The organism is Streptomyces sp. NPDC088766, from assembly GCF_044750845.1.
GTDB lineage: Bacteria > Actinomycetota > Actinomycetes > Streptomycetales > Streptomycetaceae > Streptomyces.
This window is the reverse complement of sequence record NZ_JBIVKQ010000011.1, coordinates 22196-35303: the sequence shown is the minus strand read 5'-3', so window position 1 is coordinate 35303 and position 13108 is coordinate 22196. Positions and strand designations below refer to the sequence as shown.

The following is a 13108-nucleotide window of genomic DNA, read 5'->3' as shown; positions in this document are numbered from 1 at the left end:
GAGGGCCGTGGGACAGCCGTCGGATAAATGCCGTGCCGGGACATCGACGGTGGTGCAGACTCGCCCCATGGCCGACATGGGGGCGTTCCGGGACGAGGTGAGTGCCTGGGCCGCCGGCGGTCCCGGTGGACCGGCGAGGGATCTGGCGGCGTGCCTGGGAGTACGGACCGCGGTGCTGCTCGAAGGGCCGAGCGACCTCGCCGCCGTCGAGGCGCTGGCCGCACGGCGCGGCCGGGACCTGGCCGTCGAAGGGGTGTGCGTCGTGTCCATGGGCGGGGCGATGAGCGTCGCCCGCCACGCCGACGTCCTCGGCCCGCCCGGCCTCGGCCTGCGCCTGGCCGGACTCTGCGACGAACGCGAACAGCCCTTCTACGACCGGGGCCTGGAGCGGGCCGGGGCGCCGCGCCGGGACTTCTTCGTGTGCGTGACGGACCTGGAGGACGAACTCATCCGCGCGCTGGGTCCGGCGAAGGTCGAGGAGGTCGTCCGCGCCGGGGGCGACCTCCGCGCCTGGCAGACCTTCCTGCACCAGCCCGCCCAGCACGGCCGGCCCCGACCGCAGCAGTTGCGGCGCTTCCTCGGCACGAAGAAGGGCCGCAAGATCCGCTACGGCCGCCTCCTGGTCGAGGCACTCACCCCCGACCGGGTACCGGCCCCGCTCGACGACCTCCTCCGGAGCCTGTGACCGACAGCCCCGCGACGCGAAGGACCAAAGGGCTGCCGGCGCGACGGCGATCGGGCGCCGTCACGAGGGAGCCGACCCGATGACGCCGCCCGAGCAGGGCCGGCAGCCTCCCGCCACGACCTGATGACAGCAGCCTTCCCGCTGTCTCACCGCCCGTGGGGGCGCCCCCCCCCCCCCGGGGGGCCCCCGGGGGGGGGGGGCCCCCCCCCCCCCCGCGCGGGCCCCCCCCCCCCCCCCCCCCCCCGCCCCGCCGCCCCCCCCCCCCCCCCCCCCCCCCCCCGCGCCCCCGCGGGGGGCCGGCCCCCCCCCCCCCCCCCCCTTGCCCCCCCCCCCCCCGCCGCCGCCCCCCCCGGGGGGCCCCCCCCCCCCGCGGGGGCGCCCCCACGGGCGGTGAGACAGCGAGCCGACAGATCGGAGAACCCGAGCAATGACCTCTCACCTGCACGCGCTCACCTTCGACGCGAACGACCCCACCCGTCTCGCCCGTTTCTGGGGCGACTTCCTGGGATGGGAGAGGACCGACGACTCCCCCGGCGGCATCCAGCTCCTGCCCGGCGACGACACGGGGTTCCGGATGCGGTTCCTGCCGACCCGGGAGCGGAAGACGAGCCCGAACCAGATGCACTTCGACCTGACGAGCACCTCCCTCGACGACCAGCGGCAGGTCGTGGCCAAGGCGGTCGAACTCGGCGCCCGGCACATCGACATCGGCCAACGCCCGGAGGAGGGGCACGTGGTGCTCGCCGACCCCGAAGGCAACGAGTTCTGCGTCGTCGGGCCGGGCAACGACTTCCTCGCGGACTGCGGATTCATCGGGGCGCTCGCGTGCGACGGTTCGCAGGACGTCGGGTACTTCTGGAGCCGGGCGCTGGACTGGCCGCTGGTCTGGGACCAGGACGAGGAGACCGCGATCCGCTCCCCGCACGGCGGCCCCAAGGTCACGTGGGGCGGCCCGCCGCTGAGGACGAAGACCGGTAAGAACCGGCTCCACTTCGACATCGCACCGCCCGCCGACGGCGACCAGCAGGCGGAGGTCGACCGACTCGTCTCCCTCGGAGCGAAGCGCATCGACATCGGCCAGGGCCGGACCGACCAGGTGGTCATGGCCGACCCGGACGGCCACGAGTTCTGCGTGCTGCCCCCTCGATGACGAGGACGCCCGGAGGGGGCGTCAGCCGCGGTGGCCTTCCGAACAGGTCGGCACGGTGGGTGGATCCGTACCCGGGACGAGGCGGCCCCGCCGTCCGTCACCTCGCGGCACCGGCTGGTGATCGTCTTCCTCGGCCCGTCACCAGCGTGTACGTTCGAACGGACTCGGCGCAGGGTGATCTTCGCCCCGCCGCATCCGCCGCATCCGTCACATCCACCACATTCGCGCGAAAAGAACACCTCATCCATGGACCTGGCCACGCGTCGCCGCAGAACGGCGCTGTTTCTCCTGTTCCTCGTACCCGGTCTGTCGATCTCCTCCTGGGTGACGCGGACGCCCGACATCAGGGACCTGCTCGGCGCGTCGACCGCGCAGATGGGGATCATCCTGTTCGGGCTCTCCGTCGGCTCCATGATCGGCATCCTCGGTTCCGGAGCGCTGGTGGCCAGGTTCGGCACCCGGCCCGTCATGGGCGCGGGGACGCTGCTGGTCATCCTCAGCATGACGGTCATCGGCGCCGGGACGATGCTCACCTCCGCTCCCGTCGTCACCGCCGGTCTGTTCCTCTTTGGCGCCGGCATGGGCGGTGGAGAGGTGGCGGTCAACGTCGACGGTGCCGAAGTCGAACGGCTGGCGGGGCGGACGGTGCTGCCCACGCTCCACGGCTTCTTCAGCCTGGGCACCGTCGTGGGAGCCGCGTGCGGCATCCTGTGCACCGCGGCCGCCGTTCCGGTGCAGTGGCACCTGGCCGCCGTCGTCGCCGTCACGGCCGGCATGTTCGCCCACGCCCTGCGCGCCGTCCCCGGCGGGGTCGGAAAGTCCCGGGACCGGGACCGGGACCGGGACCGGCGGTCCGACAGCGGTACCGCGTCGACCCGGGCGCAGGCCCGGAAGGACCGGCGGCTGCTCCTGATCGGCGGTGTCATCCTGGCCATGGCCCTGGCCGAGGGCGCCGCGAACGACTGGCTGCCCCTCCTCATGGTCGACGGTCACGGCGTGGACCCCGCCCTGGGGTCCGCCGTCTACACGGGGTTCGCCGCCGCCATGACGATCGGCCGCTTCGGCGGCGGCTTCCTCATCGACCGCGTCGGCCGCGCGCCCGTCGTGCGGGCCAGCGCCGTCTCGGCGACTCTCGGGATCGCCGTCGTCGCCTTCGCCGACTCCGCCCCCCTGGCGGGCGCCGCCGTGCTGCTCTGGGGCATGGGAGCCTCGCTCGGCTTCCCCGTCGCGCTCTCGGCGGCCGGCGACTCCGGCCCGGACGCGGCGGCCCGGGTCAGCCTCGTCGCCATGATCGGTTACGTCGCGTTCCTCGTCGGCCCGCCCGGCCTCGGTTTCCTCGGTGACCACTACGGCCTGCGCACCGCCATGATCGTCGTCCTCGTCTTCACCGCCGTGGCCATCGCCCTGGCCCCTGCCGTCGGCACCCGCTCCACCGAGACCCCGCGCACCCCTGACCCCGCGGCGCACCCCTGACGTCGGCGCCCTCCGCGGGCGGTCCTCCGGCACGCGGTGCCGGGCGGCCGCCTGCCGCCCGGAGGGGATCCGCGAACACGTGGGGCGCGTGGGGAAGGCCGGTGCCCGGCGTGACGGCGTCGTGCACGCGACGGTTATATCCGTTGCCCGAACAGCCGCGGATTGGTCCGAAAAAGAAATTCCCTCGATCGGATGAGTGACCAATCCGCGAGGCCGTCGGGGCCGGATTCCCCACGTGACGGACGACGAGAAGAAACCGCGGAAACCCCGCTCGCCGATGCGGACGGGGCTCGGTGCGCTCAGCGGCGTACTGGCGGGCGGCACGGCGCTGGCCGTGGCCGAGCTGGTCTCGGCGTGGGTGCGCCCGCAGGCCGGTCCGGTCATCGCCGTGGGCGGCGCCGCGATCGACCGTACGCCCGCCGCCGTGAAGGACTGGGCGATCCGTAATTTCGGCACCGACGACAAATTGGTGCTCCAGCTCGGAATTCTCGCGGTATTGGCCCTCTGCGCGACAGCGCTGGGCGTTCTCGCCCTGCGATATCGGCTTTTCGGCGCCGGGGGAGTTCTTCTCTTCGGGGTGGCCGGAGCGGCCGCGGCGCTCGGCCGGCCCGACTCCGACGGCTTCACCGACGCGCTGCCCTCCGCGGTGGGCGCGGTCGTCGGAGCGGCGCTGCTGTACTTCCTCGCCGGCCGACTGGAGCCACGCGATCTTGCGCCGGACCTCCCGGACGGGACTTCCCCGGAGCGCGACGCCTCCGAGGTCCCGGGCTGGGACCGCCGCGGCTTCGTGATCGCGGCCTCCGCCGCAGCCGTCGCCTCGGCCGGAGCGGGCGCCCTCGGCCGTGCCCTGAACGGATCGAGCGGCCGCGACGCGGTCGCCTCCCGCGAGGACGTCGTCCTGCCGTCCCCCGGATCGGCCGCTCCGCCGCTTCCCCGCGGCACCCGGCTGAGGATCCCGGGGATCACCCCCTTCGTCACCCCGAACAAGGACTTCTACCGGGTGGACACCGCTCTGGTGGTGCCCAAGGTGGACGCCACGTCCTGGCGGCTGCGCCTCCACGGCAAAGGAGTCACCAGGCCGGTCACGCTCACCTTCGACGACCTGCTGCGGCGGGAGCTGATCGAGCGCGACATCACGCTCACCTGCGTGTCCAACGAGGTCGGCGGCCCCTACGCCGGCAACGCCCGCTGGACCGGCGTACGTCTGGCCGATCTCCTCGCCGAGTGCGGCGTCCTGCCTCCCTCGAAGGGCGGACCCGCCGACCAGCTCGTGGCGCGTTCCGTCGACGGCATGACCCTCGGAACGCCGGTGGAGGACGTCATGGACGGCCGGGACGCCCTCCTCGCCGTCGGGATGAACGGCGAGCCGCTGCCCTTCGCCCACGGGTTCCCGGTCCGCATGGTGGTGCCCGGCCTGTACGGCTACGTCTCCGCCTGCAAGTGGATCGAGGACATCGAACTGACCACGTTCGACGCCTACGACACCTACTGGGTCAAACGCAAGTGGGCCCGCCGGGCACCGATCAAGACCCAGTCCCGGATCGACACCCCGAAACCGTTCGCCCGCCCGCGGGCCGGCACCGTCATGGTCGCCGGGGTCGCCTGGGCCCAGCACCGCGGCATCGACAAGGTCGAGGTGCGTGTCGACGACGGGCCCTGGCAGGAGGCGCGCCTGGCGGCCGAGGGCTCGCGCGACACCTGGCGCCAGTGGTCCTTCCCCTGGCAGGCCACGAAGGGCGGCCACACCCTCACGGTGCGCGCCACCGACCGTACCGGTGCGGTGCAGACCGACAGGCGCACCCGCACCATCCCCGACGGTGCCAGCGGCCGGCACTCCGTGGTGGTCACCGTCGAGTGACCCCCACATGACCACACAAGCCACCTTTCCCCCCATGAACGCAGCGTTCGCTGCATCCATCCATCAGGAGAGAACCATGATGAACACCCGTGTCCGTCGTATCGCCATGACCGTTGCCGCTGCCGCCGTACTGCCCCTGGCCCTGACCGCCTGTTCCGACGACGGCGGTGACTCCGCCTCCTCGGACTCCTCCAGCAAGGCGGCGGCCCCGGCGACGGCGTCCGACGAGGGCATGGACGGTTCGACGAACACCTCCGCCATGGACGAGCCGTTCGGCCCGGCCTGCGCCTCGGTGCCGAAGGACGGCGCCGGCTCCTTCGACGGCATGGCCAAGGACCCGGTGGCCACCGCCGCGTCCAACAACCCCGCCCTGTCCACCCTGGTGACGGCGGTGAAGAAGGCCGGCCTCGTCGACACCCTCAACAACGCCCAGAACATCACCGTGTTCGCCCCGACCAACGACGCCTTCGCCAAGATCCCGAAGGCCGACCTGGACAAGGTCCTCAACGACAAGGCCACGCTGACGAAGATCCTCACCTACCACGTCGTCGGTCAGAAGCTGGCCCCGGCGGACCTGGAGAACGGCTCCTTCGACACCCTGGAGAAGTCGAAGCTGACCACCTCCGGCTCGGACGAGTCGTACACGGTCAACGACTCCGCCAAGGTGGTCTGCGGCAACGTCAAGACCGCCAACGCCAACGTGTACATCATCGACACCGTCCTGATGCCCAGCAGCAGCTGACGGCGGGGCGGGGCCGCGGGCCGGGGACGACGGCCCGCGGCCCCCGCGCGCCCCCGGCCCCGCGCCGACCCCGACAGGGGGGGGCGGGGGGGGGGGCCCCGCCCCCCCCCCCCGCGGCCCCCGGGACCCCCGACCTGCTCGTCCCGCTGACCCGTTGTCAGGCGGAGGGTTCCGGTGCCGGGGAGTCGGCCCGGCCGCCCGCTCCCAGAAGGCCTGTGGCCTCGAAGGGATGCGCGGCGGCCAGCCGGGGCAGTTCCCTGCGGGAGAGCACGGTGACCACCGGCGGCATGGCCGCCCGGACGAGTTGCGTGGCCCGCAGCCAGGACGGCACGTAGACGGTGGGGCGGCGCCGCTCGACCGCACGGACCAGCCGTTCCGCCACGAAGGGCGCGGGATACACCTTGCGGGCCGGCGGGGGCATGTGGCCGCGCAGCTCCCGCAGCACCGCGTGGGCGTCGACGTCGCGGATCATGTCGGTGTCGGTCCAGTTGATGTAGGCGATGCCCACGCCCACCCGCCGGTGGGCGACTTCGGCGCGCAGGGAGTGGCAGAACGACTCGACACCCGCCTTGGAAGCGCAGTAGGCGCTCATCATCGGCGCGGCTCCGATGGAGGCGAGCGACGCCACCTGGAGGAAGTAGCCGCAGGTGTCGAACAGTGCCGGCAGATGGGCACGGGCGGTGACGGCGCTGCCGACCAGGTTCACTTCCACCACCCGGCGCCAGACCGCGGGGTCCGACTGCGCGAAGGGCCCTCCCTCCGCCAGGCCGGCATTGGCGACCACCACGGACGGTGCCCCCAGGCGCTCCCTCACCTCGTCGGCCACCTCTGCCATACGGTCGTCGTCGGTGACGTCCACCTCCCAGCACAGCGACCCGGTCGGCAGCCGTTCCCGGACTCTGGCCAGCGTGTCCTCCTCGCGGCCCAGCAGCGCCACCCGGACGCCACGGTCGGCCAGCCGCACGGCGATCGCCTCTCCCAGTCCCCGTGCCGCTCCCGTCACCACCGCCGTACGGCCACGCAGCGGGCTCGCGTTCCTCGTCACGCGGCGACGCCCCCGGCTCCGAAGTCCTCGGCGTGGCGCGAGACGACCGACGGCGAACCGCCGTCCGGGTCCGCCGCCACCGTCGGGTTCGCACGGCCACGGGGCCGGCGACCACCGCCCACTGCCTCACTCCGGCGGCCCGCCGTCGTCTTGGTGGTTGTCCTGGTCACTCGCGCCTTGCCCATGTGAGAGTCCGTTCCGATCCAGCAGGAAGCGCCGTTGACGGCCCGGTCCCAGCCTGACCGCCCGGCCCGCCGACCGCACCCGCACAGCCGGCTTCCGCGCCCCGGTGGCTCTCGATCCAGCCGTACGGCTCAGCGGACGCGTCTCCCGGCCGGACGGGGCCCCGGCTCGGGGCCGGATGCCGTCGACCCCGTGGTCGACGGACCGGTCGGGGCACGGTCCGCCCGAGCGGGACTCGGCCGACTCTCCTTCCGCGGGACCCGCCCGACGGGGTGAACGGTCCGCCGGGTGCACGTCAGGCCCGACGGGGCCGGTCCGCCGCTCGTGGCGGTCAGGCGTGGGAGAGGGCGAAGGAGACGAGGAAGCCGCTCACGGTGATCAGTCCGATGGCCAGGTGGGCGTCCTCGAACGCCTCGGGGATCATCGTGTCGGCGATCATCGCGAGGATCGCTCCGGCTGCCACCGCGGTCACGGCGGCGATCACCGTCGCGGAGAAGTGGCCGACCACCGTGTAGCCGAGGACGGACGAGACGGTGCTCGCCGCCGCGATCGCGCCCCACACCCCGAAGACGTAGGCCTTGCCGCGCCCGGCCTTCCTCATGCCCGCCGAACTGGACAGTCCCTCGGGGACGTTGCTGATGAAGACCGCGGCAACGGTCACCAGGCTGACCGACCCGCCGTCGAGCAGACCCACACCGATGACGGCGGACTCCGGGATGCCGTCGAGCAGCGCGCCGAGGGCGAGTGCCAGGCCCGAACCGCTCTGCTGAGCCTCCGTGGGCTGGGCCTGCGCCTGCCGGTGACCGGAGCGTTTGCGGTGCCGGGCGCCCCGGCCGGCCAGCCACGCGTTGCCCGCGGTGTAGGCGGCGGCGCCCGCCAGGGTGCCGACCGCGGCAGGGGCGAGCCCCGCCTCGTCGTACGCCTCCGAGAGCAGTTCGAAACTGACGGCCGACAGCAGTACTCCCGCGCCGAAGGCCATGACCGTGGCGATCACCTTCTGCGGTACCCGCAGGCCGAACCCCACCGCCGCCCCGAGCAGCAACGCCGAACCCGCCACCAGACCCCACAGACCCGCCAGTACCACTTCCGTCATGACCTCCGGGTACCCGGCGCGGGCGTCGCCGTTCCGCGGGTGTGCGGTCGTGTGACCGGAAGCACGGCCGCGGCCTTCGGCGGCCGTCTCTCCGCAGCCCGTCGGCGCTCTCGTGGCGGCACGGTCCGGCCCGCGGACCCGGGAGGCCGCCCCGCCTCGTCGGGCGGGGCGGCCCCGGTCACCTGACGGAGCGGGTTCAGACCGCGTCGCGCTTGGGCAGGCGCCAGTTCGGGCGGGGGAAGTGGCAGGTGTAGCCCTCCGGATAGCGTTCCAGGTAGTCCTGGTGCTCGGGTTCGGCTTCCCAGAACTCGTCGGCCGGGACCACCTCGGTCACGACCGGGCCGGGCCACAGGCCCGACATGTCGACGTCGGCGATCGTGTCCTCGGCGATGCGTCGCTGTTCGTCGTCCAGGTAGAAGACGGCGGAACGGTAGCTGGCGCCGATGTCGTTGCCCTGCCGGTTCTTCGTGGTCGGGTCGTGGATCTGGAAGAAGTACTCGAGGATGGTGCGGTAGTCGGTGGCGGCGGGGTCGAAGACGATCTCGATCGACTCGGCGTGGCTGCCGTGATCACGGTAGGTCGGGTGCGGCGTGCCGCCGCCGCTGTAGCCGACCCGCGTGCTCAGCACGCCGGGCAGCTTGCGGATCAGCTCCTGCATGCCCCAGAAGCAACCGCCGGCCAGCCACGCCTTCTGCTGGTCGTCACTCATCACGGGATCTCCCTTCCTCGTTCGTGAGCGAGGTGCTCACATGCGGTCGGACCGGTAACCCGTACGTCGACGAACTTCGGCGGAGCGGGCGGTGAGCCAATGATCTCACCTTCAACCGTCACCAGTCAAGGTGGTGACGATGTGGAGGGGGGTGTTCCATGCATCCCCCGACCCTGAGGGCGGCAGGGGGCGCCGAGGCGATGGTGGTCGCGAGGGCCGCGGCGCACCGGTCTCGTCAACGCGGCCCGGGCCGTCCACGAGGCGGGAGCACGTCGGCCGGACGGCCGGGCCGGACGGCGCCAGGGCCCGGCGAGAGCCTTCCGGTGTGCGCCCGGAGTCCCGATTGCCCACACTGGGCTTGAGGAGATACAGGCAGGCGTCGGCCGACTCCCGGCGTCGGACGTACCCGGGCGACCCGTGCCCGGGACACCCCGACGCCGGACCTGCTTCACGGGCCGGACCTGCGCCACACGATCATCACGGACCGTGGCGTCCCGGTGCAGCGTCGACGGATCTCCGCCCCGGCCCCGAACCGGTTCAGGAGGCCATGAATGGGAGTGCTCGACGAACGGGTGGCGATCGTCACCGGAGGAGCCAGAGGGATCGGTGCCGCGACGGCTCGGCTGTTCGCCGCCGAAGGCGCGGCCGTGGTCGTGGCCGACGTCGCCGACGCCGAGGGGGAGGAACTGGCCGCAGAGCTCGGCCCTCCCGCCCGCTACGCGCACCTGGACGTCAGCGACGGGGACGACTGGCGGACCGTCGTCACGCGGACCGAACGGGAAGCGGGCCCCGTGTCGGTACTGGTCAACAACGCCGGGATCCTGGCGTGGGGCACCATCGAGGAGCAGTCCCCCGAGTCCTTCCGCAGGGTCGTCGACGTCAACCTCCAGGGCGCCTGGCTGGGCATGCGGACGACGGCGCCCTCCCTGCGCCGGGCCGGGGGAGGGGTGATCGTGAACATCTCCTCCACCGCCGGCCTGACCGGGTACACGGGGATCGGGGCGTACGTGGCCAGCAAGTGGGGGCTGCGCGGCCTGACCAAGACCGCGGCGCTGGAACTGGCCGCGGACGGGATCCGGGTCTGCTCGGTCCATCCGGGGGCCGTACGCACCGCGATGACGGCCGACTTCGACGACTCCTTCACGGCCGCGCAGCCGCTCCCGCGGTTCGGCGAGCCCGAGGAGGTCGCCCGCATGGTGCTCTTCATCGCCACCGGCGCCACCTATTCGACCGGCGTCGAGTTCGTCCTGGACGGCGGCGCCACCGCCGGGCCGTCGACCGACCTGCCCGCTGCCGACTGAAGCCGGACCTGTCCGAGCCGTCCGCCCCCGGCAGGAGATCTCCCGTGCTCCACCGCCTGCCCCTGCGACTGCGCCTGCGGGCAGGACCGATCCACCAGGAGCGCGACGGCTGCCGGGGTGAGTACGCGCCCCCGCGGTCACCGCGGGGGCGGCGCTGAGGAGCGGACCCTCCCGCGGGAGCCGGGCAGCGGCCGTGGCCCGCTCGTTGCCGTGGCCCGCTCGTCGCCGTGGCCGGTGTACGGCGGCGGGGAGTACGCCGGTGCCCCGGTCGCCGCCGACGCACTCGCCGCCGACGCACTCGCCGCCGACGCACTCGTCGGCGGCGTGCCGGGACGGGCGGGTCAGGGGCTGCTCAGGGGCTGCTGAGGGCCTGCTCGACGGTGGCATGGCAGGGGATGATCTCGTCGATCCCCACGATGTGCAGGACATGCAGGACCGGCGCCTGCGCACCGGCGATGCGCAGCCACCCCGCGGTGGCACTGACGGCCCGGTGGGCGACGACGAGGACGTTGATGCCGCTGGAGTCCATGAAGGTGACGCCACTGAGGTCCACCACGACCCGTGACGGCGGCACCGCCCCGCGTGGCGGCAGCAGGGCTTCGCTCAGCACGTCCTTGACGTCGTGGTCGATCTCGCCGCGCACGACCACGACGCGTACGCCGTCGACCACGCTCTGCTCGACGACGAGCCCGTCCGGCCGGTCTGCTTTCGGGATGTCGGTCACCGTCTCCTCGACTGCGTTTACGCTTGCTCCGGGTCGGGATCATGCGTGGACGATTCTGCCTCACCGCCCGGGCCGGGTGCACGCGATCGGCTGTTCCGGACGGTGCATCCGGGGCAGACGTAGTCACCTGGTGGGATATCCGTGCTCGGGTGGACGGGGAGTGGGGCTGTGCTGGTGGGATCCGAGGCCGACGACGGCGACTGCAGGGCGTCCGGCGACCGCCTGTTGCGCGCCGCCTTCGCTCTGGGCGGGAACGACGGCTGCATCGCCGAGGCCCGCCACCATGCCACCGCCTTCCTCGAACAGGTCCGCGACGGTCATCGGCTGGCCGTGTCCGCCCGCGCGACGGACCTGACCCAGTTGGTGGTCAGCGAGCTGGTCACCAACGCCCGCAAGTACGCCCCCGGGCCCGTCCTGATGGAACTGCGGATCATCGCCGACAGCGTGGAGGTGACCGTGTGGGACAGCGATCCCACGGTCCCCGCCGCGCGGGCCGCGGATCCGGCGAGGATCGGCCAGCACGGCCTGGAGATCGTCAAGGCGGTGACCGAGGACCTCTCGGTCCACCAGGAGCCGGTCGGCAAACGGATCACGGCCCGCATCGCCCTGTCCGACGCGGCCGACAGCGGTGTCGCCGCCCGCGGCCCGGTGTGACGGACGTTCCCGTCCGGAGTAGGACTGTGGGCCCCGGGTGTTCCCGGGGCCCACAGTCACGCTGTCGTCCAGCGGGTCACCAGCGGTACCAGCGGCCCTTGCGGCCGCCGGTGTCCGCGCTGCGCATGACGAAGCCGAGCAGCCAGACCACCAGCACGATCACGGCGATCCACCACAGTGCCTTCAGCGCGAAGCCCGCGCCGAAGAGGATCAGAGCCAGCAGGAGAACAAGAAGCAGGGGAACCATGGTTATCAACCTCCGCCGCTCCTGGTGCCCGGCGAACGGAAGAACATACGGCCGGATCACCTGGTTTCTTCACCGTACTTCCGGGCACCCCCCTCACTTTCTCCACCGATGCTCGCCTCGTCCCGGAACGCGAGGGATTCCGGAGGCTCCCGCCGTGCGCCCGGCGGAGAGCGACGCCTCTCACGACGACTCGCGCACCACCAACTCGGTCGGCAGCGTCAACTGCTGCCGGTCGGCGCCGTGCCGGGTGATGTCGGTCAGGATCCGGGCCATCGTCCGGCCCAGTTCCTCCACCGGCTGACGCACCGTGGTCAGTGGCGGGGCGGTGTGGCGGGCGAGCACGGAGTCCTCGAATCCGACGACGGCGACATCGCCCGGCACCTGCCGTTCCTGGCGGCGCAGTTCGGCCATGGCGCCGACTGCCATGAGGTCCGACGCGGCGAACACGGCGTCCAGATCCGGCGCACGTTCAAGAAGTGAACGCATCGCCCGGCGCCCGCCCTCCTCGGTGAAGTCGCCGCCCTCGACCAGGGATTCGTCGGCTTGCACTCCCGCCTCGCGGTGGGCGTCGCGCCAGCCGGCCAGCCTGCTGCGGCCGACGTCCATGTCGAGCGTCCCGGTGATGGTGGCGATGCGGCGGCGGCCCCGGTCCAGCAGGTGCCGGACGGCCGCCGCGGCGCCTCCGGCGTTGTCGGAGTCGACGTAGCTGAGCCGCTCCCGCTCGTCCCTGCGGCCGGCCAGCACGGTGGGCAGCCCCATCTCCTCCAGCATGCCGGGCAGCCGGTCGTGCGCGTGGACCGAGACCAGGAGTACGCCGTCGACCCGGCGGGTCGCCACCGACGTGGTGAGCTGGTCCCGCTCGAGCTGGTCGCGGACGAGCGTGAGCTGCAGCTGGGTCCGGGTCTCGGCGAGCGCCGCGCTCACGCCGCGGATCAGGGCGGCGAAGAACGGCTCCGATCCGAGCCGGCTCTCGGACTCCGGGATCACCAGCGCCACCGAGTCGGTGCGGCTGGTCACCAGGCCCCGGGCCACGGAGTTGGGGATGTAGTTCAGTTCCTTGATCGCCGCCAGGACCCGTTCCCGGGCATCCGCGCTGACGAGGTCCGAGCCGTTGATGACGCGGGACACCGTGGTCCGCCCTACCCCGGCGCGGGCGGCGACGGTTTTGATCGTGGGCTGACGGTTCCCTGTCATGTGCTCCTCCGGGCGGCTACCGCGGCGGCGCCGCGGACGTGACCAGCGGC

General features: G+C 72.9%; 14 protein-coding genes. 8 read left to right on the top strand and 6 right to left on the bottom strand.

Annotation, left to right across the window (positions count from 1 at the left end):
- Positions 1-67 precede the first annotated feature (67 nt).
- From ACIP5W_RS17265 to ACIP5W_RS17245, 5 genes are all read left to right on the top strand, one after another.
- Positions 68-685, top strand: coding sequence for a TOPRIM nucleotidyl transferase/hydrolase domain-containing protein (locus ACIP5W_RS17265; RefSeq protein WP_401473434.1), 618 nt, complete (start codon positions 68-70; stop codon positions 683-685).
- 427 nt (positions 686-1112) lie between these two features.
- The gene (locus ACIP5W_RS17260) at positions 1113-1835 is read left to right on the top strand and encodes a VOC family protein (protein WP_401473431.1); all 723 of its coding nucleotides are present in this window, start codon (positions 1113-1115) and stop codon (positions 1833-1835) included.
- Between the two features lie 246 nt (positions 1836-2081).
- Entirely contained in the window at positions 2082-3308 is a 1227-nt protein-coding gene (locus ACIP5W_RS17255) for an MFS transporter (protein WP_401473428.1), read from the top strand.
- A 277-nt stretch (positions 3309-3585) separates the two neighbouring features.
- Complete coding sequence (locus ACIP5W_RS17250) at positions 3586-5166, top strand: sulfite oxidase (RefSeq protein WP_401473952.1); 1581 nt, start codon at positions 3586-3588, stop codon at positions 5164-5166.
- 79 nt (positions 5167-5245) lie between these two features.
- Positions 5246-5908, top strand: coding sequence for a fasciclin domain-containing protein (locus ACIP5W_RS17245; protein ID WP_401473949.1), 663 nt, complete (start codon positions 5246-5248; stop codon positions 5906-5908).
- A gap of 157 nt (positions 5909-6065) precedes the next feature.
- Here ACIP5W_RS17245 and ACIP5W_RS17240 read toward each other — a convergent pair whose 3' ends face one another.
- From ACIP5W_RS17240 to msrA, 3 genes are all read right to left on the bottom strand, one after another.
- Positions 6066-6953, bottom strand: coding sequence for an SDR family oxidoreductase (locus ACIP5W_RS17240; RefSeq protein WP_401473425.1), 888 nt, complete (start codon positions 6951-6953; stop codon positions 6066-6068).
- Positions 6954-7467: 514 nt separating this feature from the next.
- Complete coding sequence (locus ACIP5W_RS17235) at positions 7468-8229, bottom strand: ZIP family metal transporter (RefSeq protein WP_401473422.1); 762 nt, start codon at positions 8227-8229, stop codon at positions 7468-7470.
- Positions 8230-8425: 196 nt separating this feature from the next.
- The gene (gene msrA, locus ACIP5W_RS17230) at positions 8426-8938 is read right to left on the bottom strand and encodes a peptide-methionine (S)-S-oxide reductase MsrA (protein WP_401473419.1); all 513 of its coding nucleotides are present in this window, start codon (positions 8936-8938) and stop codon (positions 8426-8428) included.
- Between the two features lie 551 nt (positions 8939-9489).
- Here msrA and ACIP5W_RS17225 point away from each other — a divergent pair.
- Positions 9490-10239, top strand: coding sequence for an SDR family NAD(P)-dependent oxidoreductase (locus tag ACIP5W_RS17225; protein WP_401473416.1), 750 nt, complete (start codon positions 9490-9492; stop codon positions 10237-10239).
- Between the two features lie 210 nt (positions 10240-10449).
- Positions 10450-10605: a hypothetical protein gene (locus tag ACIP5W_RS17220; protein WP_401473413.1), complete on the top strand. Its 156-nt coding sequence runs from the start codon at positions 10450-10452 to the stop codon at positions 10603-10605.
- Here ACIP5W_RS17220 and ACIP5W_RS17215 read toward each other — a convergent pair.
- Positions 10592-10963 carry an STAS domain-containing protein gene (locus ACIP5W_RS17215; RefSeq protein ID WP_401473410.1) on the bottom strand — a complete coding sequence of 124 codons (372 nt, stop codon included), beginning with the start codon at positions 10961-10963 and terminating at the stop codon, positions 10592-10594. The genes ACIP5W_RS17220 and ACIP5W_RS17215 overlap by 14 nt on opposite strands.
- Positions 10964-11137: 174 nt before the next feature.
- Between ACIP5W_RS17215 and ACIP5W_RS17210 the strand changes: the two genes are divergently transcribed.
- Positions 11138-11617, top strand: a complete 480-nt coding sequence (locus ACIP5W_RS17210; protein WP_401473946.1) for an ATP-binding protein — start codon at positions 11138-11140, stop codon at positions 11615-11617.
- 76 nt (positions 11618-11693) lie between these two features.
- On the opposite strand, the gene ACIP5W_RS17205 is transcribed toward ACIP5W_RS17210, so the two are convergent.
- Both ACIP5W_RS17205 and ACIP5W_RS17200 read right to left on the bottom strand, forming a co-directional pair.
- Positions 11694-11864, bottom strand: a complete 171-nt coding sequence (locus ACIP5W_RS17205) for a DUF5670 family protein (protein WP_030933194.1) — start codon at positions 11862-11864, stop codon at positions 11694-11696.
- 180 nt (positions 11865-12044) lie between these two features.
- The gene (locus ACIP5W_RS17200) at positions 12045-13058 is read right to left on the bottom strand and encodes a LacI family DNA-binding transcriptional regulator (RefSeq protein WP_401473407.1); all 1014 of its coding nucleotides are present in this window, start codon (positions 13056-13058) and stop codon (positions 12045-12047) included.
- Positions 13059-13108 lie beyond the last annotated feature (50 nt).

Excerpts from the sequence above, each read along its gene's own strand:
- ACIP5W_RS17265 (WP_401473434.1), top strand. The coding sequence starts at position 68 with ATGGCCGACATGGGGGCGTTCCGGGACGAGGTGAGTGCCTGGGCCGCC.
- ACIP5W_RS17260 (WP_401473431.1), top strand. The coding sequence starts at position 1,113 with ATGACCTCTCACCTGCACGCGCTCACCTTCGACGCGAACGACCCCACC.
- ACIP5W_RS17255 (WP_401473428.1), top strand. The coding sequence starts at position 2,082 with ATGGACCTGGCCACGCGTCGCCGCAGAACGGCGCTGTTTCTCCTGTTC.
- ACIP5W_RS17250 (WP_401473952.1), top strand. The coding sequence starts at position 3,586 with ATGCGGACGGGGCTCGGTGCGCTCAGCGGCGTACTGGCGGGCGGCACG.
- ACIP5W_RS17245 (WP_401473949.1), top strand. The coding sequence starts at position 5,246 with ATGAACACCCGTGTCCGTCGTATCGCCATGACCGTTGCCGCTGCCGCC.
- ACIP5W_RS17235 (WP_401473422.1), bottom strand. The coding sequence starts at position 8,229 with ATGACGGAAGTGGTACTGGCGGGTCTGTGGGGTCTGGTGGCGGGTTCG.
- msrA (WP_401473419.1), bottom strand. The coding sequence starts at position 8,938 with ATGAGTGACGACCAGCAGAAGGCGTGGCTGGCCGGCGGTTGCTTCTGG.
- ACIP5W_RS17225 (WP_401473416.1), top strand. The coding sequence starts at position 9,490 with ATGGGAGTGCTCGACGAACGGGTGGCGATCGTCACCGGAGGAGCCAGA.
- ACIP5W_RS17205 (WP_030933194.1), bottom strand. The coding sequence starts at position 11,864 with ATGGTTCCCCTGCTTCTTGTTCTCCTGCTGGCTCTGATCCTCTTCGGC.
- ACIP5W_RS17200 (WP_401473407.1), bottom strand. The coding sequence starts at position 13,058 with ATGACAGGGAACCGTCAGCCCACGATCAAAACCGTCGCCGCCCGCGCC.